Source organism: Nocardioides sp. AX2bis, assembly GCF_902506435.1.
Lineage (GTDB): Bacteria > Actinomycetota > Actinomycetes > Propionibacteriales > Nocardioidaceae > Nocardioides.
Genome location: NZ_LR733215.1, coordinates 2,627,652 through 2,652,834, shown reverse-complemented (window position 1 = coordinate 2,652,834; position 25,183 = coordinate 2,627,652). Strand labels below are relative to the sequence as shown.

The 25,183-nt window shown below is 74.6% G+C and carries 25 protein-coding genes and 3 pseudogenes; 20 read left to right on the top strand and 8 right to left on the bottom strand.

Translation table 11 applies throughout. From position 1 onward, the window contains the following. Nucleotides 1-66 precede the first annotated feature (66 nt). On the top strand, nucleotides 67-1,467 hold the full coding sequence (gene leuC / locus GV155_RS12685) for a 3-isopropylmalate dehydratase large subunit (protein WP_160008452.1): 1,401 nt from the start codon (nucleotides 67-69) through the stop codon (nucleotides 1,465-1,467). A gap of 12 nt (nucleotides 1,468-1,479) precedes the next feature. After that, nucleotides 1,480-2,079: a 3-isopropylmalate dehydratase small subunit gene (gene leuD, locus GV155_RS12680; protein WP_160008450.1), complete on the top strand. Its 600-nt coding sequence runs from the start codon at nucleotides 1,480-1,482 to the stop codon at nucleotides 2,077-2,079. Nucleotides 2,080-2,125: 46 nt separating this feature from the next. On the opposite strand, the gene GV155_RS12675 is transcribed toward leuD, so the two are convergent. Then, nucleotides 2,126-2,863 (bottom strand): GNAT family N-acetyltransferase, encoded by a 738-nt coding sequence (locus GV155_RS12675; protein WP_160008448.1) that lies wholly within the window; start codon nucleotides 2,861-2,863, stop codon nucleotides 2,126-2,128. 162 nt (nucleotides 2,864-3,025) lie between these two features. On the opposite strand from GV155_RS12675, the gene GV155_RS12670 reads away from it, so the two are divergent. Then, on the top strand, nucleotides 3,026-3,958 hold the full coding sequence (locus GV155_RS12670) for an HU family DNA-binding protein (protein ID WP_160008446.1): 933 nt from the start codon (nucleotides 3,026-3,028) through the stop codon (nucleotides 3,956-3,958). Between the two features lie 16 nt (nucleotides 3,959-3,974). Here GV155_RS12670 and cofC read toward each other — a convergent pair whose 3' ends face one another. After that, on the bottom strand, nucleotides 3,975-4,625 hold the full coding sequence (gene cofC, locus GV155_RS12665; protein ID WP_160008444.1) for a 2-phospho-L-lactate guanylyltransferase: 651 nt from the start codon (nucleotides 4,623-4,625) through the stop codon (nucleotides 3,975-3,977). Between the two features lie 146 nt (nucleotides 4,626-4,771). Here cofC and GV155_RS12660 point away from each other — a divergent pair, with 146 nt between their 5' ends. Continuing rightward, nucleotides 4,772-5,521, top strand: a complete 750-nt coding sequence (locus tag GV155_RS12660; RefSeq protein ID WP_160008442.1) for a lysophospholipid acyltransferase family protein — start codon at nucleotides 4,772-4,774, stop codon at nucleotides 5,519-5,521. After that, the gene (locus GV155_RS12655; protein WP_160008440.1) at nucleotides 5,518-6,549 is read left to right on the top strand and encodes an NAD(P)H-dependent glycerol-3-phosphate dehydrogenase; all 1,032 of its coding nucleotides are present in this window, start codon (nucleotides 5,518-5,520) and stop codon (nucleotides 6,547-6,549) included. The genes GV155_RS12660 and GV155_RS12655 overlap by 4 nt, the downstream gene beginning before the upstream one ends. A 27-nt stretch (nucleotides 6,550-6,576) precedes the next feature. Here the strand turns inward: GV155_RS12655 and GV155_RS12650 are convergent, their stop codons facing one another. After that, nucleotides 6,577-8,064, bottom strand: a complete 1,488-nt coding sequence (locus tag GV155_RS12650) for a hypothetical protein (RefSeq protein WP_160008438.1) — start codon at nucleotides 8,062-8,064, stop codon at nucleotides 6,577-6,579. Between the two features lie 176 nt (nucleotides 8,065-8,240). Further along, complete coding sequence (locus GV155_RS12645; protein WP_160008436.1) at nucleotides 8,241-9,335, bottom strand: trans-sulfuration enzyme family protein; 1,095 nt, start codon at nucleotides 9,333-9,335, stop codon at nucleotides 8,241-8,243. Between the two features lie 32 nt (nucleotides 9,336-9,367). Between GV155_RS12645 and GV155_RS12640 the strand changes: the two genes are divergently transcribed. Continuing rightward, nucleotides 9,368-10,567, top strand: coding sequence for a D-alanine--D-alanine ligase family protein (locus GV155_RS12640; RefSeq protein ID WP_160008434.1), 1,200 nt, complete (start codon nucleotides 9,368-9,370; stop codon nucleotides 10,565-10,567). Between the two features lie 14 nt (nucleotides 10,568-10,581). On the opposite strand, the gene GV155_RS12635 is transcribed toward GV155_RS12640, so the two are convergent. Continuing rightward, nucleotides 10,582-11,097 (bottom strand): DUF3515 domain-containing protein, encoded by a 516-nt coding sequence (locus tag GV155_RS12635; RefSeq protein WP_160008432.1) that lies wholly within the window; start codon nucleotides 11,095-11,097, stop codon nucleotides 10,582-10,584. 22 nt (nucleotides 11,098-11,119) lie between these two features. Next, nucleotides 11,120-11,356, bottom strand: a complete 237-nt coding sequence (locus tag GV155_RS12630; RefSeq protein WP_160008430.1) for an Lrp/AsnC ligand binding domain-containing protein — start codon at nucleotides 11,354-11,356, stop codon at nucleotides 11,120-11,122. Between the two features lie 119 nt (nucleotides 11,357-11,475). Between GV155_RS12630 and GV155_RS12625 the strand changes: the two genes are divergently transcribed. Beyond that, the gene (locus GV155_RS12625; RefSeq protein ID WP_160008428.1) at nucleotides 11,476-12,432 is read left to right on the top strand and encodes a thiamine-phosphate kinase; all 957 of its coding nucleotides are present in this window, start codon (nucleotides 11,476-11,478) and stop codon (nucleotides 12,430-12,432) included. Nucleotides 12,433-12,462: 30 nt separating this feature from the next. Here GV155_RS12625 and GV155_RS12620 read toward each other — a convergent pair whose 3' ends face one another. Beyond that, on the bottom strand, nucleotides 12,463-12,999 hold the full coding sequence (locus tag GV155_RS12620; RefSeq protein WP_160008426.1) for a dihydrofolate reductase family protein: 537 nt from the start codon (nucleotides 12,997-12,999) through the stop codon (nucleotides 12,463-12,465). Between the two features lie 134 nt (nucleotides 13,000-13,133). Beyond that, nucleotides 13,134-13,319 (bottom strand): 50S ribosomal protein L28, encoded by a 186-nt coding sequence (gene rpmB, locus GV155_RS12615; RefSeq protein WP_160008424.1) that lies wholly within the window; start codon nucleotides 13,317-13,319, stop codon nucleotides 13,134-13,136. 159 nt (nucleotides 13,320-13,478) lie between these two features. Between rpmB and GV155_RS20785 the strand changes: the two are divergent. The 13 genes and pseudogenes from GV155_RS20785 to GV155_RS12560 all read left to right on the top strand — a co-directional run. Next, nucleotides 13,479-14,042: pseudogene (locus tag GV155_RS20785) on the top strand (DAK2 domain-containing protein); the annotation flags it as partial. 121 nt (nucleotides 14,043-14,163) lie between these two features. Beyond that, nucleotides 14,164-15,078, top strand: coding sequence for a hypothetical protein (locus GV155_RS20780; protein ID WP_236554299.1), 915 nt, complete (start codon nucleotides 14,164-14,166; stop codon nucleotides 15,076-15,078). A gap of 73 nt (nucleotides 15,079-15,151) precedes the next feature. Continuing rightward, a pseudogene (locus GV155_RS20775) lies at nucleotides 15,152-16,768 on the top strand (ATP-dependent DNA helicase RecG); the annotation flags it as partial. Nucleotide 16,769: 1 nt separating this feature from the next. Continuing rightward, a pseudogene (locus GV155_RS20770) lies at nucleotides 16,770-17,072 on the top strand (ATP-dependent DNA helicase RecG); the annotation flags it as partial. Then, nucleotides 17,069-17,656, top strand: coding sequence for a 16S rRNA (guanine(966)-N(2))-methyltransferase RsmD (gene rsmD, locus GV155_RS12600; protein ID WP_160008422.1), 588 nt, complete (start codon nucleotides 17,069-17,071; stop codon nucleotides 17,654-17,656). The pseudogene GV155_RS20770 and the gene rsmD, both read left to right, overlap by 4 nt. Further along, complete coding sequence (coaD, locus tag GV155_RS12595; protein WP_160008420.1) at nucleotides 17,656-18,153, top strand: pantetheine-phosphate adenylyltransferase; 498 nt, start codon at nucleotides 17,656-17,658, stop codon at nucleotides 18,151-18,153. The genes rsmD and coaD overlap by 1 nt, the downstream gene beginning before the upstream one ends. Before the next feature lie 112 nt (nucleotides 18,154-18,265). Next, on the top strand, nucleotides 18,266-18,823 hold the full coding sequence (locus GV155_RS12590; protein WP_160011293.1) for a YceD family protein: 558 nt from the start codon (nucleotides 18,266-18,268) through the stop codon (nucleotides 18,821-18,823). A gap of 81 nt (nucleotides 18,824-18,904) precedes the next feature. Beyond that, the gene (gene rpmF, locus GV155_RS12585) at nucleotides 18,905-19,090 is read left to right on the top strand and encodes a 50S ribosomal protein L32 (protein ID WP_160008418.1); all 186 of its coding nucleotides are present in this window, start codon (nucleotides 18,905-18,907) and stop codon (nucleotides 19,088-19,090) included. Then, entirely contained in the window at nucleotides 19,008-19,835 is an 828-nt protein-coding gene (rnc, locus tag GV155_RS12580) for a ribonuclease III (protein ID WP_160008416.1), read from the top strand. The genes rpmF and rnc overlap by 83 nt, the downstream gene beginning before the upstream one ends. Before the next feature lie 8 nt (nucleotides 19,836-19,843). Further along, nucleotides 19,844-20,722: a bifunctional DNA-formamidopyrimidine glycosylase/DNA-(apurinic or apyrimidinic site) lyase gene (gene mutM, locus GV155_RS12575; RefSeq protein WP_160008414.1), complete on the top strand. Its 879-nt coding sequence runs from the start codon at nucleotides 19,844-19,846 to the stop codon at nucleotides 20,720-20,722. Between the two features lie 78 nt (nucleotides 20,723-20,800). After that, on the top strand, nucleotides 20,801-21,007 hold the full coding sequence (locus tag GV155_RS12570; RefSeq protein WP_160008412.1) for a hypothetical protein: 207 nt from the start codon (nucleotides 20,801-20,803) through the stop codon (nucleotides 21,005-21,007). 79 nt (nucleotides 21,008-21,086) lie between these two features. Continuing rightward, on the top strand, nucleotides 21,087-24,698 hold the full coding sequence (gene smc, locus GV155_RS12565) for a chromosome segregation protein SMC (protein WP_160008410.1): 3,612 nt from the start codon (nucleotides 21,087-21,089) through the stop codon (nucleotides 24,696-24,698). Then, nucleotides 24,695-25,147, top strand: a complete 453-nt coding sequence (locus GV155_RS12560; RefSeq protein ID WP_160008408.1) for an acyl-CoA thioesterase — start codon at nucleotides 24,695-24,697, stop codon at nucleotides 25,145-25,147. The genes smc and GV155_RS12560 overlap by 4 nt, the downstream gene beginning before the upstream one ends. The last annotated feature ends 36 nt before the right edge of the window (nucleotides 25,148-25,183 follow it).

Here is a 25,183-nt window from a genome sequence, read left to right as displayed (position 1 = left end):
TACTACGCTGTGCTGGTACCGGGCCGCCCCAGTGGCCCATCCCGCGACACAGCACGAGGAGCACCCATGGGCAGGACACTGGCCGAGAAGGTCTGGGACGAGCACGTCGTCCGCTCGACCCCCGGGGAGCCCGACCTCCTCTACATCGACCTCCACCTCATCCACGAGGTCACCTCGCCGCAGGCCTTCGACGGCCTGCGGCTGGCCGGGCGTACGGTCCGCCGCCCCGACCTCACCATCGCCACCGAGGACCACAACGTCCCGACGGTCGACTGGGACAAGCCGATCGCCGACCCCGTCTCCCGCACCCAGGTCGAGACGCTGCGCCGCAACGCCGAGGAGTTCGGGGTGCGCCTGCACCCGCTCGGCGACGTCGAGCAGGGCATCGTGCACGTCGTCGGCCCGCAGCTCGGCCTGACCCAGCCCGGGATGACCATCGTGTGCGGCGACTCGCACACCTCCACGCACGGCGCCTTCGGCGCGCTGGCCTTCGGCATCGGCACCAGCGAGGTCGAGCACGTGCTGGCCACCCAGACCCTCCCGCAGGCACGCCCGAGGACGATGGCGGTCACCGTCAACGGCAGCCTGCCGGCCGGCGTCACCGCCAAGGACCTCGTGCTGGCACTGATCACCCACACCGGGACCGGCGGGGGCCAGGGCTACGTCGTCGAGTACCGCGGCCCGGCCATCGAGGAGCTCTCGATGGAGGCGCGGATGACGATCTGCAACATGTCCATCGAGTGGGGCGCCAAGGCCGGGATGATCGCGCCCGACCAGACCACCTTCGACTACGTCCGGGGCCGCCCCGAGGCGCCGACGGGCGCGGACTGGGACGCGGCGGTCGAGCACTGGACGAGCCTGCGCACCGACGACGACGCCGAGTTCGACCAGGAGATCGTCCTCGACGCCTCCGAGATGGCCCCGTTCGTCACCTGGGGCACCAACCCCGGCCAGGGCGTGCCGCTCAGCGGCAGCGTGCCGTACCCCTCCGACTTCGAGGAGGAGGGCGACCGCGTGGCCGCGGAGAACGCGCTGCGCTACATGGCCCTCGAGGCCGGCACCCCGATGCGCGAGGTCGCGGTCGACACCGTCTTCATCGGCTCCTGCACCAACGGCCGCATCGAGGACCTCCGCCTGGCCGCCAGCATCATCGAGGGCCGCACCGTCGACGCCGACACCCGGCTGCTGGTCGTCCCGGGCTCGGCCCGGGTCCGGCTGCAGGCCGAGAGCGAGGGCCTCGACGTGGTCTTCAAGCAGGCCGGCGCCGAGTGGCGCGGCGCGGGCTGCTCGATGTGCCTGGGCATGAACCCCGACACCCTCGCGCCCGGCGAGCGCAGCGCCTCGACCTCCAACCGCAACTTCGAGGGCCGGCAGGGCAAGGGCGGTCGCACGCACCTGGTCTCGATCCCGGTCGCTGCGGCCACCGCCGTGCGCGGCACCCTCTCCTCGCCCGCCGACCTGGACTGATCGGAGCCCCTGATGGACGCGTTCACCACCCACACCGGAGTCGGCGTGCCGCTGCGCCGCAGCAACGTCGACACCGACCAGATCATCCCCGCCGTCTACCTCAAGCGGGTCACGCGCACCGGCTTCGAGGACGGCCTGTTCGCCGCCTGGCGCGGCGACGAGTCCTTCGTGCTCAACCAGGAGGCGTACGCCGCCGGGTCCGTGCTCGTCGCCGGCCCCGACTTCGGCACCGGCTCCTCGCGCGAGCACGCCGTCTGGGCGCTGCAGAACTACGGCTTCCGCGCCGTGATCTCCTCGCGCTTCGCCGACATCTTCCGCGGCAACTCCGGCAAGGCCGGGCTGGTCGCCGCCCAGGTCGACGAGAAGGTCGTCCAGCGGCTGTGGGACCTGCTCGAGGCCGAGCCCGGCGCCACCGTCACCGTCGACCTGGAGTCGCGCACCGTGCGGGCCGGCGAGGGTCCCGACGCCGTCGAGGACTCCTTCGACATCGACGACTACACGCGCTGGCGCCTGCTCGAGGGTCTCGACGACGTGAGCATCACGCTCACCCACGACGAGGACATCACGTCCTTCGAGGCCGGCCGTCCGGCCTGGAAGCCCGCGCTGACCTGACCCGACCGACCCTGCTCCAGCACGGCCTGCTCGAGCGCGGCCCGCGTCACCGCAGCGCGAGCTGGGTGCACCACGGCTCGAAGCCGAGCCCCCGGGCGACGGTGAGCGAGGCCCGGTTGTCGCTGAGGGCCCGCCACCGCGCCAGGCCGTGGTGGCGCACGGCGTACGCCGCCGCGTGGCCGCCGACCCGGGCGCCCAGGCCCAGGCCGCGCCACGGCGGCGCGACCAGCACCCCGACGTCGCGCGGGGCGCCGTCGAAGGGCGTCAGGTTCGCCGCTGCGACGACCGTCCCCGCGATCACCACCGCGAAGCAGTGGTCGGTGAGCGGGTCGACGTCGCGGAACCCCGACTCGCCCCACGCACCCGGCCCGACGCGGTCGCGGAGGTCGGTGAGGTCGCGCGGGTCCCAACGACGCACCTCGGCGCCGTCGGCGGCGGCAGACGCCGTCGTCGACACGACGGCCGGGGCGCGGTCCAGGTAGGCGTGGACCGACGGGCCGACCACCCGCAGCCGCCGCTCGCGCGCCACGGCCCGCCACACCGAGGGCTCCGTACGCCGGTGCGTGTCGCCGAGAAGCTCGTCGTCGGGCTCGCAGGCCCCCGGCGGCAGCGAGACGTGGAGGCCACCGGTCGACGACCAGACCACCCACCAGCCGCCGTAGACCGAGAGCGGGCTGGTGGGGGAGTGCGGGCGGAGGGTCGTGCCGCACCACAGCTCGTCGTCGGGCACGCCGAGCACCGTGGACCACCACCGCTCGACCGAGCGTACGGACGCCTCGCGCACGTCGGCACCGTAACCCGTGGTCGGCTCCGGCGGCTCCGACGAGGCCCCACCGATCACGAGGACAGCCCCTCCGGTCGTTGTGGAGCACCCCCGTGCATCCCTAGGTTGCACGGGACGTCGGGCAACAACGTCGGACGGCACTGCTCCCGGAAGGACACCACCGTGAACAAGTCTCAGCTGATCGATGCGCTCGCCGAGCGCTTCGAGGGCAACCGCAAGCAGGCGGCGCACGCCCTCGAGTCGGTCCTCGACACCATCACCCGCGAGGTGGCCAAGGGCGAGAAGGTGGCGATCCAGGGGTTCGGCTCCTTCGAGAAGAAGGTCCTCGGGTCCCGCAAGCCCACGAAGCAGTCCGGCAAGAAGTCCTCGTCGAAGAAATCGTCGAAGGCCTCGGGCACGGGGGCCGTGCCGAGGTTCAAGCCCGGCTCCGACCTCAAGGCCGTCGTCTCCGGGGTCAAGAAGCTGCCCGAGCTGACCGTTGCCGCGGGCACCTCCGCGGTCTCGGTGGCCACCGCCCCGGCGCGAGCCGCGGCCAAGGCGGCCCGCAAGACGGTGAAGGGGTCCCCGACGAGCAGCGCCTCCGAGAAGGTCTCCACCGCGGGGAAGGCGGCCTCCGAGGCCGGAGCAGCAGCAGCCGGTACCGCGTCCGCTCAGGCCGACAACGCCGTTGCCTCTGCTGCGAGCGCGGTGGAGAAAACGGCAGCGCCTGCGAAGAAGGCGACCGCGACGAAGGCGCCTGCCAAGAAGGCAACCGTCAAGAAGACGACCGCCAAGAAGGCGACCGCCAAGAAGGCGACCGCCAAGAAGGCGACCGCCAAGAAGGCGACCGCGACGAAGACGGCCGCCTCCGGTTCCTCCGCCGCCGGCTCGACGGCGAAGAAGTCCGCGCCCGCGGCGAAGACCACCGTGGCGAAGACCACCACGGCGAAGACCACCACGGCGAAGAAGGCTCCGGCGACGAGGGCACCCGCTAAGAAGGCCACGACGGCGACGAGCGCGGCCACCGCGACCGGGTCAACGAGCAGCGGCTCGACCGGCTCGTCCGGCTCGACCGGTTCGACCGGCTCGACCGGCAGCACCCGCTCGTCCAGCTGACGCCGTGCCGCCCCGCTCAGGTGAGCGGGGCGGCCACCGCGGTGGTGTGGGCGCCCACGCCGAGCGACAGCGCCCGTCGCAGGTCGGCGTGGTCGTCCACGTCGCAGCGCAGCGAGGCCAGGTCGCCCGTGACGGCCCGGGCGCCCGAGGCCTGGTGCGCCAGGCGGGAACCCACCCCGAAGCGGGGGGCGAACCCGGCGTACGGCGCGGTGTAGAGCGTGGTGCCGACCTCGTCCGCGTCCGCCACGAACCAGGCGCCACCGGCCGAGGCCACCTGGAGCGCGGCGCCGAGGTCCTCGGGCCGCAGCGCGGGGAGGTCGGCGCAGATCGCCACCGGCTGCAGCCGCGGCCAGCGCCGCATCGCCTCGAGCGCTGCCTGCTGCAGGGTCGCGTTCAGGTCGTGGGTGTCACCGTCCGGCATGCTCGCGCACCCCAGCGCCACCAGGTCGCGGGAGAACGCGGCGTCGTCGGTCACGACGAGGACCTCCGACACCTCGGGGCACGCCACCACGGCGGTCACGGTGTCCAGCGCGAACGCCCCGGCGAGGTCCCGGCGCCGGACGTCCTCGACGTCGCCCAGACGGGACTTCCCCACGCGTGGGGGCTTGACGGGCAGGATCGCGACGAACGAGGTGGAGGGCGGATCGGTCGGGTCGTGGGAGGCCATCACGAGGATCCTCTCAGGTCCGCGGTCCTGACGGCCGCCCACCGTCGCCGCGTCGGAGCCTCGGTGCCGCCCCGGCGGCGGTACCCTGCGTCCCGACCGGCACGCCGGTCCCCGCCCCCGGCCGGAGGCGAGGAGGAAGGGAGCACGTGAGCGTCCGCAAGCTGCAGCAGCGACGGGGTTGGGCCTTCGCCGTCATCGTGGTCCTCGTCAAGCCCGTCCTGCTCGTCCTGACCCGGCGCCGGTGGATCGACGGTGAGAACATCCCGGCCACCGGCGGTTGCGTGGTCGTGGTCAACCACCTCTCCCACGTCGACCCCCTCACCGCCGCGCACCTCGTCTACGACCACGGCCGCATCCCCCGCTACCTGGCCAAGTCCGGGCTCTTCCGCACCCGTGCGCTGGGGTTCTTCCTCCGCGCGGCCGGCCAGATCCCCGTGGAGCGGGCGACCAGCAGCGCCGTCGGGGCGTACGCCGCCGCGGTCGACGCGGTCCGCGCCGGCGAGTGCGTCGTGGTCTACCCCGAGGGCACCATCACGCGTGACCCCGACCTGTGGCCGATGACCGGCAAGTCGGGCGCGGCCAGGATCGCGCTGACGACCGGGTGCCCGGTCGTGCCCGTCGGGCAGTGGGGTCCGCAGGACCTGCTCGCGCCCTACTCCCACAAGCCCTCGCTGCTGCCGCGCACGCTGGTCACGATGAAGGTCGGGCGGCCCCTGGACCTGGCGCACCTGGCCGACGGGCCCGTGACGGCACGACGTGTCGCCCTGGCCACCGACCAGGTCATGGACGCGATCACCGGCCTCGTGGCCGACATCCGGGGCGAGCAGCCGCCCGCGGAGCGCTACGACCTGCGACGGCACCGTGCCGAGCAGACCCGGGAGGACGGAGCCTCGTGACCACCGACACAGCAACCCCGGGCGGCCACGGCAAGGTCGCCGTGTTCAGTGCCGGCTCGTGGGGGACCGCCTTCTCGATCGTGCTCGCCGACGCCGGCAACGAGGTCGTGCTGTGGTCGCGTCGGCCCGAGCAGGCCGAGGCGATCACCCGGGACCGCGAGAACGCCGACTACCTGCCCGGCATCGAGCTGCCGCGGGGGGTCACCGCGACCTCCGACGTGGCCCTCGCGCTCGAGGGGGCCGAGGTCGTCGTGCTGGCCACGCCGTCGCAGAGCCTCCGCCAGAACCTCGCCGGCTGGGCCCCGCACGTGCCCGACGACGCGGTCTTCCTGTCCCTGATGAAGGGCGTCGAGCTCGGCAGCGTGAAGCGGATGAGCGAGGTGATCGCCGAGGTCACCGGGGCCGGACCCGAGCGGATCGGTGTGCTCAGCGGTCCCAACCTGGCCAAGGAGATCGCCCGTCGCGAGCCGGCGGCCTCCGTGGTCGCCTGCGCCGACGAGGACGTCGCGCGTCGGCTGCAGGCGCGTTGCCACACGGCCGCCTTCCGGCCCTACACCAGCGTCGACGTCGTCGGGTGCGAGATCGGCGGGGCCTACAAGAACGTCGTCGCGCTGTGCGTCGGGATGGCCGTCGGGCTGGGCTTCGGCGACAACACGACCGCCTCGCTGATCACGCGGGGCCTGGCGGAGACCGCGAGGCTGGCGACGCGGATGGGGGCCAACCCGCTCACGCTGATGGGCCTGGCCGGGCTCGGCGACCTGGTGGCCACCTGCTCCTCGCCGCTGTCCCGCAACCGGACCTTCGGCGAGAAGCTCGGGCAGGGCATGTCGACCGAGGAGATCCTGGCCTCGACCCGGCAGGTGGCCGAGGGCGCGAAGTCGTGCTCCTCGCTGCTGGCCCTCGCACGGAGCTGGGGCGTCGACGCCCCGATCGCCGACCAGGTCGACGCCGTGGTCGCGGGACGCACCACGCCCTTCGAGATGATGGACGCCTTCATCAACCGGGACCCGAAGGCCGAGACCGACTAGGACCCGCCGTCCCCGCGCGGCGACCGGTCAGCGGGGACCGGGCACGTCGTCGACGAGCCCGTCGCGATCCAGCCACCAGCGCGCGGCCCCCCGGACCTCCTCGGGGAGCTCGTCGGCGTGGACCACCTTGTCCAGCCACGGGTCCTGGGTCATCCCGGCCGCGTAGAGGGCGCGCCGGCGGTGCCCACCGACCATCAGGGTGTCCAGCACCTCGCGCTCGACCCGCTGCCCGCCGTGCGCCAGCAGCACCGCGCGGGCCGAGAGGTCCGCGACGTCCCCGGCGGCCAGGGCCGCCATCGACCCGAGCCCGGGGCTGGGGGCCATCTGGGCGAGGCGGAACAGGATCGTGTGGCGGTCGCGGTCGGAGGCCTCGCGCACGGCGTGGTCGTGGAGCACGTCCACGACCCGGTCGGCGAACGGCACGGCCACCAGCAGCATGCTGGAGGTGAAGTGGTGACGGGGCCGCTGGTCGTGGATGACCTCGAACAGCAGCCGGGCCAGCAACGGGCGGTCGGGGAGGTTGTCGGGCTCCGCGACCCGCTCCGCGAGCTCGGTGGCGGTGCGCCACCTCCGGTCGGCCTGGGTGCGCTCGCCGAGCGCCGTCCGCGACGTCGCGGGCACCGGCGGGCGGGACAGCCGTCCGACCACGTCCCGGGCCTGGCGCTCCGGCAGGGAGGTGACCACGCCCGACAGCGTGTGGTGCCACGCCGCGTCGGCGCGGGACACCGCCCGCTCGTAGGCGGTCACCAACGGGTCCACCAGCAGGTCCCAGTCCTCCGGCTCGCCACCACCGGCCGCGGCCACGCCGTGCAGGGCGTGGCAGGCCGCGCGCACCGCCATCGGACGGTGGTCGGCGAGCAGCTCGGAGGCCCAGAGGAGGACGTCGGGGGTGGGGCGGTCGGCCGTCGCCGCGACGGTGTCGACGAGCACCTGCGCGTGCGGGTCGGCGACCGCGCGGCGGGCCGCCTCGAGCACGAGGTGCCCGTACGGGCTCGTCCGCAGCAGGCTGAGCGCCTCGTAGCGGGTGACATAGGCGGTGCCGACGCTGCGGCCCAGCTCGTCGACGAGCTCGTCGAGCCACGGTGCGGCCACCCAGGTCGGGAACCCGCGGGCCTCCGGCGCCGTGATGGCACGCGCCCACGAGAGCCACGCGCCACCGGTACGACGGGGCTGGCGCACCCGCTCGCCGCGCTCGGAGATCTCGTCCACCCCGAGCTGCTCGCCACCGATCGCGCGGCTCGCGTCGTCGCGGTCCGGCGGACCTCCCGGCAGCGCGCGGCAGAGCACGTCGACCGGGGCCCGCAGCTGTCCCTCGCGGAGTCCCAGGGCGCGCTCGTAGCCGTCGATGATGCGGCCGTGGCGGACCTTGCCGTTCTCGACCTCGGACATCAGCCGGGCGTGCGTGCGCACGCCGGTGGCCCGCAGGGCGGTGCCCACGGCGGCCTGGCTGTGACCGCCACCGGCGGTCAGTCGCGCCATCCGGAGCAGCCAGGCCACCCGGGACGCGACGTTCACGCGATCGGACCCGAGTGGCGAGTCGTCGCGCAGTGGAGTAAGCGGTGCCGGCACGTGAAACCCCCATTTTTCCCGGGACGGACTACGAGAAAGATGCCAAAGTCCCGGGTGGGGGCCCCCTGATGTTTCAATTCTCATCCGGGACAGAAATACTCCCGGGGGTCATCGACCGAGGCTCAGACCAACCCGTCCAGGCACCGGCGCAGGTCGGACCACAGGTCCTCGACGTCCTCGATGCCGACCGAGAGCCGGACCAGGCCCTCGGGGATGGTGGGCGCCTCGCCCTTCCACCGGCGCCGGCGCTCCAGCGTGGACTCGACCCCGCCGAGCGAGGTCGCGTGGACCCACAGGCGGGTCTTGCGGGGGAGCAGGTCCGCGGCCATCTCGCCCTGGGCCAGGACCGCCGAGACGATGCCGCCGAAGCCGGGGTAGCGCACCTCCGCGACCGCGGGGTGCTCGCGCAGCCGCTCCACCAGCACCTGTGCGTTGGCCTGGGCCCGCTCCACGCGCAGGTGCAGGGTGCGCAGCCCGCGCAGGGCCAGCCAGGCCTCCAGCGTGCCGGGCACCGCGCCGGCGAGGTCCCGGCGTTTCTTGAGCACGTCGAACAGCGCGTCGTCGCGGGTCACCACCGCCCCGATCAGGGCGTCGCTGTGACCGGCGAGGTACTTCGTCGCCGAGTGGAGGACGAGGTCGACCCCGTCCTCCAGGGGGCGGCGCAGCACGGGCGTGGCGAAGGTGTTGTCGGCCACCACGTAGGCCCCGGCGGCGTGTGCGGCCTCCGTGACTGCCCGGACGTCGGTGACCTCGAGCGCAGGGTTGGTGGGGGACTCCACCCACACCAGGGCGGCGTCCTCGCAGGCGGCGCGGGTGGCGTCGAGGTCGGTCATGTCGACCAGGACGCTGCGCGCCCGGCCCCGCGCCTCCAGGTCACCGAGGTAGGCCACGCTGCCCAGGTACGCGTGCTGCGGCATCACCACGCGTCCGTCCTGGCCGACCAGGTCCAGCACGGTCGACACCGCCGCCATGCCGGACGAGAACGCCAGGCAGCGGCCGCCCTCGAGCGCGCCGAGGGCGGCCTCGAAGGCCTGCCAGGTGGGGTTGCCGTACCGGCCGTACTCGCGCTCGCCACCCGCGACGTAGGTGGAGGCCATCGTCAGCGGCTCGTTCAGCGGTGCGTCGGGATCGTCCTTGGGGCGGCCGGCGGTCACCGCCAGCGTGGCGGGGTGCAGGGGTCGGTCGGCGGGTGCGGGCACGGGCGCGTCGTCGGGCATCCCCTGATCCTAGGAACGCTAGGGTCCGTGCGGTGACCCCGGAGCCCTCTGCGCCTGGCCAGACCGTCAAGCCACGCGTCGCCGTCGTCTTCGGCGGCCGTTCCAGCGAGCACGCGATCTCCTGCGTCACCGCGGGCAGCGTGCTCGCCGCGATCGACCCCGAGGCCTACGACGTGGTCCCGGTCGGCATCGCGCCCGACGGCCGGTGGGTGCTGGAGTCCGGTGACCCCGAGCGGCTGCGGATCACCACGCCCGACGCGCTCCCCGCCGTCGACGCCGGTGGTGCGTCCCTCAGCCTGGCTCCCGGCGGCGACCCCGACGGCCGTGCGGGTCTCGTCGTCACCGACCCGGGGTCGCCGCCGCGTGCCCTCGGCGACGTGGACGTCGTCTTCCCGCTGCTGCACGGGCCCTGGGGCGAGGACGGGACGCTGCAGGGCATGCTCGAGATGGCGGGCGTCCGCTACGTCGGCGCCGGCGTCCTGGCCTCCGCGGTCGGCATGGACAAGGCCTTCCTCAAGGTGGTGCTCCGCGACGCCGGGCTGCCGGTGATGCCGAGCGTCACGGTCACCCGCGCCGCCTGGGTGGCCGACGCCGACGAGGTGCTCGCCCGCGTGCTCGGGCTCGCCGACGACGGCGCGGGTCGACGTCGGCCGGTCTTCGTCAAGCCCGCCCGCGGTGGGTCCAGCATGGGGATCGCCAAGGTCGGCGACGCCGGGGACGGTGCCGCCGTGCGACGCGCGCTGGAGGGGGCCTTCGAGCACGACCCGAAGGTGCTGGTCGAGCTGGCCGCCGAGGGGGCCCGCGAGGTCGAGTGCGGCGTCCTGGAACGCCTCCCCGACGCAGCGGGCGGGCCCGGCGCCGGACCGGAGACCAGCATGCCGGCCGAGGTGCTGGTGGGCGACGACCACGACTTCTACGACTTCGAGGCCAAGTACCTGCCCGAGCAGTCCACCCGCACGGTGATCCCGGCCGACCTCGACCCGGCGCTGACGGCCCGGGTGCGCACGCTCTCCGCACGGGCCTTCGCGGCGGTCGGCTGCGAGGGCCTGGCCAGGGTCGACTTCTTCGTGATGCCGGACGGGGCGCTGGTGGTCAACGAGATCAACACGATGCCGGGGTTCACGCCGACCTCGATGTTCCCGCAGATGTGGGCGGCGACGGGGCTGTCCTACCCGGACCTGGTCGACCGGCTGATCCGCCTCGCGCTGGCCCGCGGGACCGGCCTGCGCTGAGGGGACGGGCGGCCTCAGCGGCAGGCGTCGACGAGCTCGGTCGCCCGCAGGACCGGACCGGCCACCTCGGCCGCAGCCGAGGAACCGCCCATGGGCCAGTACTCCGCGGGCACGACCAGCGAGACCCGCGGGCGGTAGCCGACGGCGGTCAGGGTGACCTCGGTCGGCTCGTCCTGCAGGTCGGCGTCGTCGACGAACCAGCCCACGCCGTCGATCTCCTGGCAGAGCTGGAACCGGTCGTACCCCTCGGGGGCGTCGACGCCGCAGGCGACGACGACCGCGGGGTCGCCCCAGGCGGCCGCGGTGGCGTCGGCAGGGTCGACGTCCACGCGGTCGAGGCCGTCCTCACCGAGGTCCTCGAGCCGGTCGGGCAGCGCGTCGATCAGCTGGTCGCACGCCGCCTGCTGCTCGGCGTCCAGGGAGGGGACGTCGACGTCGACCGCGCCCGAGCAGCCGCTCACGGCGAGCACGACGCCGAGGGTGGCCCCGAGCGCGACCGCGGCGCGGGCGCGCGGGCCGGACCGGGTCACCTCGGGCGCGTCGGCAGGCGGGTCAGATGTGGACGACGGGGCAGGTCAGCGTGCGCGTGATCCCGTCGAGGTTCTGCACCCGCGAGACCACGAGCTGGCCGAGCTCGTCGACGTTGCGCGCCTCGGCGCGCACGATCACGTCGTACGGGCCCGTGACGTCCTCGGCCAGCGTGACGCCCTTGACCTGCGCGATGGCAGCAGCGACCTCGGCGGCCTTGCCGACGTCGGTCTGGATCAGGATGTAGGCCTGGACGACCATGGGGATCTCCTCGTTGAGACGGGTGGGTCGTCGGGGCCCCGGGAGCCACGACGGGTCGACCACGCTGGTGGCGACCCGGGTCAACCTACCGCGCAGCGGCCTCTGGTGGGATGGGGGTCATGGCCCTCCCCGCTGACGCCACCCTCGCCGACGTCGGGGAGTTCGGACTGATCTCCGAGCTCACCGCGCTCTTCCCCCAGGGCGAGCACGTCCTGGTCGGTCCGGGGGACGACGCGGCGGTGCTGCGGGTGCGTACCGGGCACGTCGTGGTGTCCACGGACCTGATGGTGGAGGGCCGCCACTTCCGGCGGGACTGGGCCTCCGGCGCCGACGTCGGCCACCGTGCCGCGGCGCAGAACATCTCCGACGTCAACGCCATGGGTGGCCGGGCCGCCTCGCTGACCATCGGGCTGGCCGCCCCGGCCGACCTGCCGGTCGCCTGGGCGCTCGACCTCGCCGCGGGCTTCGCCGAGGAGTGCGGCCTGGTCGGGGCCAGCATCGTCGGCGGCGACCTCACCCGCGCCGACCAGGTCGTGGTCGCGGTGACCGTCCTCGGCACCTGCACCCGGTCGCCGGTGCTGCGCTCGGGCGCCGGGCCGGGCGACCAGCTGGCCCTGGCCGGGCGCCAGGGCTGGGCGGCCGGTGGCCTCACCGTGCTGTCCCGCGGGTTCCGCTCACCGCGCGTGCTCGTCGACGCCTACCGCCGACCGACCCCGCCGTACGACGCCGGGCCCGCCGCCGCCGAGGCCGGCGCGACCTCGATGATCGACGTCTCCGACGGCCTGCTGTCGGAGGCCGGGCACCTCGCCACGGCCTCGGGGGTCGCGATCGACGTGCGCACCGCGACGCTGGAGGTCGCCGAGCCCCTGGCCACGGTCGGGGCGGCGCTCGGCTCCGAGCCGTTGTCCTTCGTCCTCGGCGGTGGCGACGACCACGGCCTGCTCGCCACGTTCCCGCCCGGTCAGGTCCCCGACGGCTGGACGGTCGTGGGGGAGGTGCTCGACGGCGGCACGCCCGGCGAGGTCACCGTCGACGGCGCGGCCTACGAGGGCGCCACGGGGTGGACCCACTTCTGAGCCGTCCCGGACGGTGGCGCCGCCCCCCCGTCAGCGGAGCCGGTAGCCGAGGAACACGCAGCCCGTCGACGACCGGCTCGTCGTGACCAGCCTCAGCCGGCGCAGGCTGTCGGACCCGGTGAAGAGCCGGCGGCCGGCACCGGCGATGGTGGGGACGACGACGAGCTCGAGGCGGTCGACGAGGTCGGCGGCGACCAGGCTCTGCGCCAGGCGGATGCTGCCGTGGACGCCGATGTCACCGCCGGGGCTCTCCTTCAGCCGTCCGACGTGCGCCGCGAGCGGGCCGGTGACCGGCGTCGACCCCGCCCAGGCCAGCTCGGCCGGGTCGGAGGTGACGACGTGCTTGGGGGTGCCGTTGACGAAGTCGGCGAACGGCTGGACGTCGGAGGTCGGCCAGTAGTCGGACCAGTAGTCGTAGGTGCCTCGACCGAGCAGGACGTCGTCCTGGGTGCCGATGACGGAGGCCAGGTTCGCGAAGACCTCCTCGTCGGCCTCGAACATCCAGTCGCCCGGCTCCTCGGCGACGCCGTCGAGGGACAGCAGGGTGTAGACGACGACGTCGCGCACGGGGACTCCTGGGGCAGGCGGGTGGTGGCAGGAGGAGTGACCCGGGCGGTGCGCCGGATTCATCGGAGCGTCCCGCAGGACGCACGAAGGCCGCCTCCCGACGAGTCGGGGGCGGCCTCAGCGGACGTGCAGGGTCAGCGGGTGACCTTGCCGGCCTTGATGCAGCGGGTGCAGACGTTGAGACGCTTGGGCGTCCCGTTCACGGTGGCGCGGACCCGCTGGATGTTGGGGTCGAAACGGCGCTTGGTGATCTTGCGCGACCAGGGGCGGTTGTTGCCGAAGGTCGGCTTCTTGTCGCAGAGGTCGCAGACGGCAGCCACGGGTTTGTCTCCTGAACGGTTCGGTGAAAAGTGTGTGAGCCCGACGACGGGCAACCGCCCTAGCGTATCCGACGACCGAGCAGGCGTCGAAATCGTGCGGTGGCGGCCGGTGGCCGATCACCACGGCCGTCGGTGCCCCACCCTACGCTGGCCCTCGCCATGGAAGAGATCCCGCTCGAGGGCACGATCGCGCTGCGCACGCTCGCGCGGTTCGTCGACCTCGCCACCGACGCCCTCGGGTCGGCGAGGGAGGAGATCGACGCCCTCAACGTCTACCCGGTCCCCGACGGCGACACCGGCACCAACCTGCACCTGACCGTCTCGGCGGCCCGGGACGGCCTCACGGCCGCGCTGGAGGCCGACGCGGGGCGCGAGGCGGCGCTGGCGGCCCTGGCCCGGGGGGCGCTGCTCGGCGCTCGCGGCAACTCCGGCGTGGTCCTGAGCGAGATGCTGGGCGAGGTCGTGCGCCGCATCGGCCGCGCCCGCGTCGACGAGCGGGGCGCGGTGGTGATGGCCGAGGCGCTGGCGCGGGCCGCCGAGGCCGCGTACGCCGCGGTGGGCACCCCGGTGGAGGGCACGATGCTGAGCGTGGCCCGGGCCGCCGCGGACGCCGCGGTCGAGCGCGCCACCGACCCCGCCGCCCGCACCGGCGAGGTCGTCACCGCGGCGGCCGCCGCGGCCCGCGCCGCGCTCGCGCGCACGCCGGAGCAGCTCGACGTGCTCGCCCACGCCGGCGTCGTCGACGCCGGCGGGCGCGGGCTGTGCGTGCTCCTCGACGCCGCCGAGACGGCCTCGACCGGTCGCCGGGGCGGACCTGCACGAGGACGGCCCGTCCTACGAGGTGATGTACCTCCTCGACGCCCCAGCCGCTCACGCAGCGCGGGCACCGCGGCGGCTGGCCGCGCTGGGCGACTCGCTCGTGGTGGTGGGCGGCGAGGGCCTGTGGAACGTCCACGTCCACGTCGACGACGTCGGCGCCGCCGTCGAGGCCGGGATCGAGGCAGGTCGCCCCCACCGGGTCCGGGTCACCCACTTCGCCGAGCAGGTCGCCGCCCGCCGCACCCGGCACGGGCGCGACCGGGACCGTGCCGGCCGCGCGGTGGTCGCGGTCGCCGCCGGTCCCGGCCTGGACCGTCTCTTCACCGAGGCCGGGGCCACGGTGGTCCGGGGCGGCCCCGGCCACCAGCCCTCCAGCGCCGAGGTGCTCGCGGCGATCACCGGGTGCGGGGCGGCCGAGGTGGTGGTGCTCGCCAACGACGTCGACGCGGTCCGGGTGGCCCGCGCCGCCGCCGAGGCCGCCGAGGCCGACTCCGGCCTGCGCGTCGCGGTCATCCCGACCGAGGCGCAGGTGCAGGGCCTGGCCGCCATGGCCGTGCACGAGCCCGGCCGCTCCTTCGACCGCGACGTCGTGGAGATGACCGCCACGGCGCGCCACGTGCGGCACGGCGCCGTGACGGTGGCCACCGAGCGGGCGATGACCATGGCCGGGCCCTGCGAGCCGGGAGACGTCCTCGGCATGGTGGCGGGCGACTACGTCGTGGTGGGCGACGACGCCCACGCCGTGGCGACCGACGTGCTCGGGCGCCTGCTGGCCGGGGGTGGCGAGCTGGTCACGGTGGTGGTCGGCGCACCCACGGTCGCGCCGCCCGACCTCGGGCAGCGCACCGCGGCGTGGCTGGCCTCCGAGCACCCCGTGGTCGACCTGGCCGTCTTCGACGGCGGCCAGGACCGGTACGCGCTGATGCTGGCGGTGGAGTGAGCGTGCGGGCCGTCCGGGCCGGGCGCGGGAGGAGGACGCGGTGATCGCGCTGGAGACCCCGGTCGCGGCGGTGATGGGGGACAAGAAGGCCAAGCGGGAGAAGGTCGAGAAGGGCCTCGGCCTGCGCACGGTCGGCGACCTGCTCGCCCACCACCCGCGCCGCTACCTGCGCACCGGGGAGCTGACCCGGGTGGCCGACCTGCAGGAGGGGCAGCTGCTGACGGTGATCGGGGAGATCGTCCACAGCAAGGTGCACTCCTACACCGACCGTCGCACCGGCAAGCCGGCGTTCCGGCTGGAGACCCGGCTCAAGACGTCCGGTCCGTCGCTGTCGATGACCTTCTTCGCCAAGAGCGCGCACGTCTCGAAGTGGCAGGCCGGCCGCCTGGAGGTCGGCCGGACCGGTCTCTTCCTGGGCAAGGCGGGACGGTTCCGCGACGAGTGGCAGCTGACCAACCCCACGATGCTGGTCTTCGGCTGGGTCGACGAGGAGGAGACCCGGGCGACCGCCGACCAGATCCGCGGTCTCTACCCGCTCTACCCGCTGACCAGGGGCGTCGACCACTGGGACCTCCAGCGGGCGGTGACGTTCGCACGGTCCGTGGTCGACGAGCTGCCCGAGGTGGTCCCGGCCGCGGTGCGCGAGCGCTACGACGTGCTCGACGCCCACCAGGCGCTGGAGTGGATCCACGCCCCGGACGAGCAGACCCAGGTGGCACGGGCGCGGCGGCGCTACCGGTTCGAGGAGGCCCTGGTGACCCAGGTCGTCCTCGGTCGCCGGCGGCGGGCCGTGACGGCCCTGGGCGCGCGACCCCGCGACGGCGGCGACGGCGCGCTGCTGGCCGCCTTCGACGCCCGGCTGCCCTTCGAGCTCACCGGCGGGCAGCAGCGGATCGGCGACGAGGTCGCCTCCGACCTGGCCCGCCCGCACCCGATGAACCGGCTCCTCCAGGGCGAGGTCGGCTCCGGCAAGACCCTGGTCGCGCTGCGGGCGATGCTGCGCGTGGTCGACTCCGGCGGGCAGGCGGCCCTGCTGGCGCCGACCGAGGTGCTCGCCCAGCAGCACCACCGCTCGATCAGCGCGATGCTGGGCGACCTGGCCGACGGCGGGGTCCTGGGCAGCCCGGCCGGGGCGACCCGGGTCGAGCTGCTGACCGGGTCGATGAGCACCGCGCGCCGCCGCGAGGCGCTGCTGCGCCTGGCCAGCGGCGAGGCCGGGCTGGTCGTCGGCACCCACGCCCTGCTCGAGGACCGGGTCTCGTTCTTCGACCTCGGCCTCGTCGTGGTCGACGAGCAGCACCGCTTCGGCGTCGAGCAGCGCGCCGCGCTGACCGACAAGGCCGGCACCCCGCCCCACGTGCTGGTGATGACCGCGACCCCCATCCCGAGGACGGTCGCGATGACCGTCTTCGGCGACCTCGAGGTATCCACGCTGCGCGAGCTGCCCGCCGGCCGGGCGCCGGTGCAGACGACCGCGGTGTACCTCACCGACAACCCCGACTGGTGGGACCGGGTCTGGGCCCGGGTCGCCGAGGAGGTCGCGGCCGGGAACCGCGTCTACGTCGTGTGCCCCCGCATCAGCCCCGACGTCCCGGAGCAGGGTGAGCGCGACGCCCCCGAGGAGCTGCCCGAGGTCGACCCGTTCGAGGACGACCTCTTCGACGACCCCGACGCCGGCCCGCCCCTGCCCNCCCGGCACCCCGGCGCGCGAACGCCTCGACGCCGTGGCCTCGACCCGGGACGGGTTCGAGCTCAGCCGGGTCGACCTCGAGCAGCGCCGCGAGGGCGACGTCCTCGGCCGTTCCCAGTCCGGTGGCCGCTCGGGCCTGCAGGTCCTCCGTGTCCTGCGCGACGAGCAGACCATCACCGAGGCCCGGGAGGCCGCCGAGGACCTGCTCGACACCGACCCCGACCTGACCGGTGCGCCCGACCTGGCCCGTGCCGTGGACGAGCTCGAGCGCTCGACCGCCTCGGACTACATGGACAAGTCGTGACCCGGGTCATCGCGGGCAGCGCCGGCGGTCGCCGGCTCCGCACCCCGCCCGGCGACCGCACCCGACCCACCAGCGACCGCGTGCGCGAGGCGCTCTTCTCCGCGCTCGAGGTCGTCTGGGGCGGCTGGGGAGACCTGCGGGTCCTCGACCTGTACGCCGGGTCCGGGGCGCTGGGCCTGGAGACGCTCTCGCGGGGAGCCGCGGCGCTGACCGCGGTCGAGCACGACCGCGCCACCGCCCGGCTGGTCGCCGTCAACGCGCGCGACCTCGGGCTCGACCGGCTCACCGAGGTCGTCACCGGCTCCGTCGGCACGGTCCTGGACCGGGGGCCGGGGGAGCGGCCCGCGTACGACCTGGTGCTGGCCGACCCGCCGTACCCCCGCTCGGAGGAGGACCTCGCCCGCGACCTGCGGGCCCTGCCCGACTGGCTGGCCGACGACGCGCTGGTCGTCCTCGAGCGCTCCTCGCGCAGCCCCGAGCCGCCCTGGCCGGCGGGGTGGGAGGCCGAGCGCTCGCGCCGCTACGGCGAGACCGTGCTCTGGTACGGTCGCGCCGCCCTGCCGCCGAGACCCCAGGACGTGTGATGAGCCGCGCCGTGTGCCCCGGCACCTTCGACCCCGTCCACCACGGTCACCTCGACGTGATCACCCGGGCCGCCCGCCTCTTCGACGAGGTCGTCGTCGCGGTCGGGGTGAACCCCTCGAAGAACCGCCTCTTCGACGACGACGAGCGGATCGCGATGCTCGAGCGCGCCTGCGCGGACCTGCCCGGCGTCCGGGTGGTCGGCTTCACCGGGCTGCTGACCGACCTCTGTGCCGAGCAGGACGCCCAGGCGGTGGTCAAGGGCCTGCGCGGTCCGGCCGACTTCGAGTACGAGGCGCGGATGGCCGGCATGAACAGCCGCCAGACCGGCGTCGACACGGTCTTCCTGCCCACCGACCCCCGGTGGTCGTACGTGGCCTCCAGCCTGGTCAAGGAGGTCGCCGGCCTGGGGGGCGACGTGCGGGGCCTGCTGCCCGACGTCGTGCACGAGGCGCTGCTCGCGCGGCTGGCCGAGCGGGCCGCCCAGGCCGGGCGGTGAGGGGCCGGCCGAGCCTCGCAGGTGCGGTCGGGGAGGGCGTTTTGCCCGGTCACCGGCCGGGCGCGTACGCTCATCTCTTGATCTGCCCTGCCTGGATGAGAAAGTGAAGACGCTGAGCACCCTGGACCCGCGAGCACCGCTCGTGCTCGACACGCGCGAGCTCGGTCGTCGTCCCGGGTCCCAGCGCGAGGTGTCACGGACCGCCCCGGCGCCGGCAGATCTGGGCATCGAGGTCCTCTCGGTCGTCGAGGGGTCACCGGTCGAGCTCGACCTGCGGCTCGAGGCGGTCATGGAGGGCGTCCTGGTCACCGGGACCGCGCACGCCGACCTGGTCGGTGAGTGCGTACGGTGCCTGGAGCCGCTGCACGACGAGATCGACGTGGACCTGCAGGACCTGTTCGTCTACGCCGACAAGCACGACCAGCGTGCCCCGGACGACGACGACCAGGACGTCCGGGTGCTGGAGGACGACGTGCTCGACCTCGAACCGCTGCTGCGGGACGCGGTGGTGCTCGCCCTGCCGTTCCAACCGCTGTGCCGCGACGACTGCCCCGGCCTGTGCCCCGACTGCGGGGCGCGCCTGGCCGACGACCCGGAGCACCACCACGAGGACCCGATCGACCCGCGCTGGGCGGGGCTGACCGCCCTGGCCGAGCCCGAGAAGCCCTGAGACCACCCCGCACCACCGCTCCACCGACCGAGAACCGCACCAGGAGCCCGTCCGGGCCCCCGGCTAGCTGAGGAGAAGAAGATGGCTGTCCCGAAGCGCAAGATGTCGCGCAGCAACACGCGGCACCGCCGCTCGCAGTGGAAGGCCGTGGCGCCGACCCTGGTCACCTGTGCCAACCCGGCCTGTGGCGAGCAGCACCTGCCGCACCGCGCCTGCTCGGCCTGCGGCCAGTACGGCGCCCGCGGCGCCCGTCGCCAGGTGCTCTGAGCCGGACCCCGCACTGACCACCTACCCGGCACTGCGCTCGGCGCTCGGCGACCCCGTCCTGGACGCCGGGCTGCTCGAGCGCGCCCTCACGCACCGCTCGTACGCCTACGAGCACGGGGGCCTGCCGACCAACGAGCGACTGGAGTTCCTCGGTGACTCCGTGCTCGGCGTGGTGGTCACCGAGACGCTCTACCTGACCCACCCCGACCTGTCCGAGGGACGGCTGGCCAAGCTCCGCGCGGCCGTCGTGAACGCCCGGGCGCTGGCCGGGGTGGGTCGGCAGATCGGCGTCGGCGACCACGTCAAGCTCGGTCGCGGCGAGGAGGCCACCGGTGGTCGCGAGAAGGCCTCGATCCTCTCCGACACCGTCGAGGCGCTGATCGGTGCGATCCACCTCAGCGGCGGCGGCATCGAGCAGTCCGCCCAGGTCGTCCACATGCTCTTCGACCCGTTGATGGAGCAGGCCTCGGCGCTGGGTGCCGGCCTGGACTGGAAGACCTCGCTCCAGGAGCTGTCCGCCGAGCTCGGCCTCGGCGTGCCGGAGTACGTCATCGAGGACGACGGCCCGGACCACATGAAGACCTTCACCGCCCAGGTCCGCGTCGGCGACGCGCTCTACGGCGACGGCGCGGGCAGGTCGAAGAAGGAGGCCGAGCAGTCGGCCGCCGAGACCGCCTACGGCGAGCTGGCCCCGGCCGTGGACGGGACGCTCCCCGTCACGCCCGTCGTCGCGCCCGGCGACTGACGGCCGACGTGCCGGAGCTCCCCGAGGTCGAGGTCGTCCGCGCCGGCCTCGAGCGCCACGTCGTGGGTCGTACCGTCGAGCGGGTCGAGGTCCTGCACCCACGACCGGTGCGCCGCGACCCGGGGGGGCCCGAGGGCTTCGCGGCCGCGCTGACCGGTCGGGTCCTCGAGGGTGCCCGACGCCGCGGCAAGTACCTCTGGCTGCCGCTCGACGGCGGGGACGCCCTGCTCGGGCACCTCGGGATGAGCGGCCAGATGCTCGTCCAGCCCCGTGAGGCCGCCCCCGAGCGGCACCTGCGGGTGCGGATCGTGCTCGACGGGCCCCGCGAGCTGCGCTTCGTCGACCAGCGGATGTTCGGTGGGCTGTCGATGTCGACCGGGGGTGCCGACCTCCCGCCGGAGATCGCCCACATCGCGCGCGACCCGATCGACCCGGCCTTCGACGACACCGAGTTCGTGGCCAGGCTGCGTCGGCGCACGTCGGGGGTCAAGCGGCTCCTGCTCGACCAGGGCCTGATCTCGGGCGTCGGCAACATCTACGCCGACGAGTCCCTGTGGCGCAGCCGCCTGCACGGCGAGCGTCCCGGTGACCGGCTCACCCGGGCCCAGGCCTGGGAGCTGCTCGGCCACGTCCGGGCGGTGATGGGGGAAGCCCTCGCCCAGGGCGGCACCTCCTTCGACGCGCTCTACGTCAACGTCAACGGCGAGTCCGGCTACTTCGACCGTTCCCTGGACGCCTACGGCCAGGAGGGACGGCCCTGCAGGCGTTGTGGGACGCCGATCCGCCGGGTCGCGTTCATGAACCGCTCGTCGTTCTTCTGCGGGGTCTGCCAGCCCGTCCCCCGACGCCGCCGGGTCCGTCCCGCGCCCCCCGCCGTCCCGGATTGACCCTGGACAGGACGGGTGTCACCCTGGTAGACGGCCCGGTCACGGGTCCGACCGACGTGAACCGAAGGGACCGAGCCGATGGCCAAGGCACTGACCGGCTACCTCACCTCCCAGGCGCCCGACCCGCACCTGCGGGGCGACAACGTGCGGCTGCGTGCCCGCGTGGCCGAGCTGGAGACGCTGGTGCTGCGCCTCAGCGAGGAGAACGACCGGCTCGTGGCCGCGCGTGCCGCCGAGCTGCTCGACGGCCCGGCAGGGTCCTTCGAGCACCTGCAGCCCGTCTGACACGCCCGCCTGCGGCGCGCGGGGGCGTACCGGCGGTAGCGTGAGCGGCGGCTGAGCCCACGACCGAGGAGCCCGCGCGGTGTACCTGAAGAGCCTGACCCTCAAGGGCTTCAAGTCCTTCGCCTCGTCGACCACGTTGGCCCTCGAGCCCGGGATCACCTGCATCGTGGGCCCCAACGGCTCCGGCAAGTCCAATGTCGTCGACGCCCTGGCCTGGGTGATGGGCGAGCAGGGCGCCAAGAGCCTGCGCGGCGGCAAGATGGAGGACGTCATCTTCGCCGGCACCTCCGGCCGGCCGCCCCTGGGCCGGGCCGAGGTCGTGCTGACGATCGACAACACCGACGGCGCGCTGCCGATCGAGTACGCCGAGGTCACCATCAGCCGCACGATGTTCCGCAGCGGGGGCTCGGAGTACGCGATCAACGGCACGTCGTGCCGGCTGCTCGACGTCCAGGAGCTGCTGAGCGACTCCGGGATCGGCCGCGAGATGCACGTCATCGTCGGGCAGGGGCAGCTCGACACCATCCTCCACGCGACGCCCGAGGACCGCCGCGGGTTCATCGAGGAGGCCGCGGGCGTGCTGAAGCACCGCAAGCGCAAGGAGAAGGCGCTGCGCAAGCTGGACGCGACCGAGGGCAACCTGAACCGGCTCTCGGACCTGATCAGCGAGATCCGGCGCCAGCTGAAGCCGCTGGGCCGCCAGGCCGAGGTCGCCCGACGGGCAGCGACCGTGCAGGCCGAGGTGCGCGACGCCCGGTCGCGGCTGCTCGCCGACGACCTCGTCACGGCCCGGGAGGCCCTGGCCCAGGACCGCGCCGACGAGTCGGCCCTGGTCGAGCGGCGGACCGAGGTGGAGGGCGCCCTGGCCCGGGGGCGCGAGCAGGAGGCGGCCCTCGAGGCGGCCCTGCGCGAGGACCTCCCGGCGCTGGCCGCCGCCCAGGACACGCAGTCGTCGCTCACCGGGCTGCGCGAGAGGCTCCGCGGCACCGCCTCGGTCGCCGCCGAGCGTCGTCGCAACGCCACCGGAGCGGTGGAGAACGCTCCCGCCACCGGACGCGACCCCGACGAGCTCGAGGCCGAGTCGGTGCGGATGCGCGAGCGGGAGCAGCGCATCGCGGCCGAGGTCGAGCAGCGCCGCACCGCCCTCGAGCAGGCCGTCACCGCCCGCCGTGAGGCCGAGGACGCCGCCGCCGAGGAGGAGCGCCGGGTCTCGGCCCTCGTCCGCGCCGCCGCGGACCGACGCGAGGGACTGGCCCGGCTGAACGGGCAGGTCAACACCCTGCGCTCGCGCGCCCGCGCCGCCGAGGAGGAGACCGGCCGGCTCGGCCAGGCGCGCGAGGACGCCCTGGCGCGTGCCGCTCGGGCCCAGCGTGACTACACGGCGCTGGAGACCAGGGTCGCCGGGCTCGACGCCGGCGAGGAGGGGCTCGACGCCGAGCACGAGACGGCCGTGGCCCTGCTCGACGACCTCGAGGAGCGGCTGGCCAAGGCCCGGGCCGAGGCCGCCCAGGCCGACCGGGACCGTTCGTCGCTGGCCGCGCGCAAGGACGCCCTCGAGATGGGCCTGGCGCGCAAGGACGGTGCCGGTGCGCTGCTGGCCGCCACCGACGAGGTCTCCGGCCTGCTCGGTTCCGTGGCCGCGCTGGTGTCGGTGCGCGCCGGCTTCGAGACCGCCGTGGCCGGCGCGCTCGGCGCCGCCGCCGACGCCGTCGTGGTCGAGGGCCCCGACGCCGCGCTCGCCGCCCTGCGCCACCTCAAGGACGAGGACCTCGGCCGGGCCGGGCTGCTGGTCGCGGGCACCGACGGCTTGCCGGACCCCGGTGCGGACGACGGCGCGGACGACGGGGTCGACGTCGAGCCGCTGCCCGCCGGGGCCGTCGGCGTCCTGGACGTCATCGAGGCGCCGGCCGGGATGGGCTCGGCCCTGGCGGCGCTGCTGTCGACCACGGCCGTGGTCGAGGACCTCGCCGCGGCACGGGCACTGGTCGCGGAGCGTCCACGCTGGACGGCGGTGACCCGGGAGGGCGACGTGCTCGGCCTGCTGCAGGCCCGCGGCGGGTCGTCCTCCCAGCCGAGCCTGCTGGAGATCCAGGCGGCCGTCGACGACGCCACCGCCCAGCTCGGCGCGGCCACCGCCGCCGCCGAGCGGCTCGGCTTCGAGACCTCCCGGCTGGAGCGCGAGCGGCACGAGGCGCAGCAGTCCGTGGACGTCGCCCTGGCCCGGCTGCACGAGTCGGACGCGACCCTGGCCGCGGTGGCCGAGGAGCTCTCCCAGCACGGCTCGCTGGCCCGCTCCGCGCGCGGCGAGGCCGAGCGGCTGGACCGGGCGATCGCCGACGCGGAGACCGCCCGGGACCGCGACCTCGCGGGCCTGGCCGAGCTCGAGGAACGGCTGGCCCGGGCCGAGCACGCCCCGGAGGAGGAGCCCGACACCACCGAGCGGGAGGACCGCGCCGAGGCCGCCCGGACCGCGCGCCAGGGCGAGACCGACGCCCGGCTCGGCCTGCGCACCTCCGAGGAGCGCGCCCGGGCCCTGAACGGCCGCGCCGACTCGCTCGAGCGCGCCGCCCGCCAGGAGCGCGAGAACCGCCGGCGCGCCGCCGAGCGCCGGGCCCGGCTGGAGCGCGAGGGCCGTGCCGCGACCGCGGTGGCGACCGCCGTCGGCTGGGCGCTGGAACGGCTGGAGGTCTCGCTGGAGCAGGCGGCGGCCGCACGCCGCGAGGTCGAGGAGTCGCGCCGGGGACGGGAGCAGGAGCTGGTCGCGGTCCGGGGCCGACTGCGCGAGCTGGGCCGCGAGCACGACGAGCTCGTCGGCACCGCGCACCGCGACGAGGTCGCCCGCGCCCAGCAGCGGATGCGGCTCGAGCAGCTCGAGGAGAAGGTGCTCGCCGAGGTCGGTGTCGACCCCGACTCGCTGGTCGCGGAGTACGGCCCCCACCTCCCCGTCCCGGTCGACGCGGCCGTCGACGTGACGGCCGACACGGGCCGCGAGGACGACCCGGACGCGACGCCGGTCACCACGCCGTACGACCGTGACGAGCAGGCCAAGCGCCTGCGCTCGGCCGAGCGGGCGCTGGCGCAGCTGGGGCGGATCAACCCGCTGGCCCTCGAGGAGTTCTCGGCGATGGAGGAGCGCCACCAGTTCCTCACCGAGCAGCTGGAGGACCTCCGCAGCACCCGGCGCGACCTGCTGGACATCGTCAAGGAGGTCGACGTGCGCGTCGAGCAGGTCTTCACCGAGGCCTACGCCGACGTGAGCCGCGCCTTCGACGCGACCTTCGCGCGTCTCTTCCCCGGTGGGGAGGGGCGGCTGCTGCTCACCGCGCCCGACGACATGCTCACCACCGGCGTCGAGGTCGAGGCCCGGCCCCCGGGCAAGAAGGTCAAGCGGCTCTCGCTGCTCTCCGGCGGGGAGCGCTCGCTCGTCGCGGTGTGCTTCCTGGTCGCGCTGTTCAAGGCCCGGCCCTCGCCGTTCTACATCCTCGACGAGGTCGAGGCCGCGCTGGACGACACCAACCTGGGCCGACTGCTGCAGATCTACGAGGAGCTGCGCGAGAGCTCGCAGCTGCTCGTCATCACCCACCAGAAGCGGACGATGGAGGTCGGCGACGCGCTCTACGGCGTCACGATGCGCGGTGACGGGGTCTCCGCGGTGATCAGCCAGCGGCTGCGGGAGACCGAGCCGGCATGAGCGAGCGACCCCCCGCGCCGCACCGCGACGAGTACGTCGCCTGGCGCACCGTGACCACGCGCTGGCGCGACGACGACGCGTACGGCCACCTGAACAACGCGACCTACTACGAGCTGTTCGACACCGCCGTCAACGCCCACCTCTACGAGGCGACCGGGCTCGACGTGCGGCGGCTGCCCGCGATCGGGGTGGTGGCCGAGACGTCGTGCCGCTACTTCCGCGAGCTCGGCTTCCCGCGCCCCATCGAGACCGGCCTCGTGGTCGACAAGGTCGGCCGGTCCTCGGTCGTGTACCGGATCGGGCTGTTCCAGGGGGAGGGCGACCACGCGGCCGCCGAGGGACGTTTCGTGCACGTCTACGTCGACGACACCGACCCCGCCCGGCCGGTCACCGCGATGCCCGAGGAGATCCGCGCGGCGGTCGTGCCGCTCCTGCGGCCGCCCGGCTGACGCCCCGGCCACGCCGGTGGCCGCGATGGGTCGCCG

Bases quoted from the DNA above. Each gene is read 5' to 3' on its own strand.
- leuD (WP_160008450.1), top strand. From the start codon at position 1,480: ATGGACGCGTTCACCACCCACACCGGAGTCGGCGTGCCGCTGCGCCGC.
- leuC (WP_160008452.1), top strand. From the start codon at position 67: ATGGGCAGGACACTGGCCGAGAAGGTCTGGGACGAGCACGTCGTCCGC.
- GV155_RS12630 (WP_160008430.1), bottom strand. From the start codon at position 11,356: ATGGTCGTCCAGGCCTACATCCTGATCCAGACCGACGTCGGCAAGGCC.
- GV155_RS20780 (WP_236554299.1), top strand. From the start codon at position 14,164: ATGTACCTCCTCGACGCCCCAGCCGCTCACGCAGCGCGGGCACCGCGG.
- GV155_RS12645 (WP_160008436.1), bottom strand. From the start codon at position 9,335: ATGCCCGACGACGCGCCCGTGCCCGCACCCGCCGACCGACCCCTGCAC.
- coaD (WP_160008420.1), top strand. From the start codon at position 17,656: ATGAGCCGCGCCGTGTGCCCCGGCACCTTCGACCCCGTCCACCACGGT.
- cofC (WP_160008444.1), bottom strand. From the start codon at position 4,625: ATGGCCTCCCACGACCCGACCGATCCGCCCTCCACCTCGTTCGTCGCG.
- rpmF (WP_160008418.1), top strand. From the start codon at position 18,905: ATGGCTGTCCCGAAGCGCAAGATGTCGCGCAGCAACACGCGGCACCGC.
- GV155_RS12560 (WP_160008408.1), top strand. From the start codon at position 24,695: ATGAGCGAGCGACCCCCCGCGCCGCACCGCGACGAGTACGTCGCCTGG.
- GV155_RS12570 (WP_160008412.1), top strand. From the start codon at position 20,801: ATGGCCAAGGCACTGACCGGCTACCTCACCTCCCAGGCGCCCGACCCG.
- GV155_RS12625 (WP_160008428.1), top strand. From the start codon at position 11,476: ATGGCCCTCCCCGCTGACGCCACCCTCGCCGACGTCGGGGAGTTCGGA.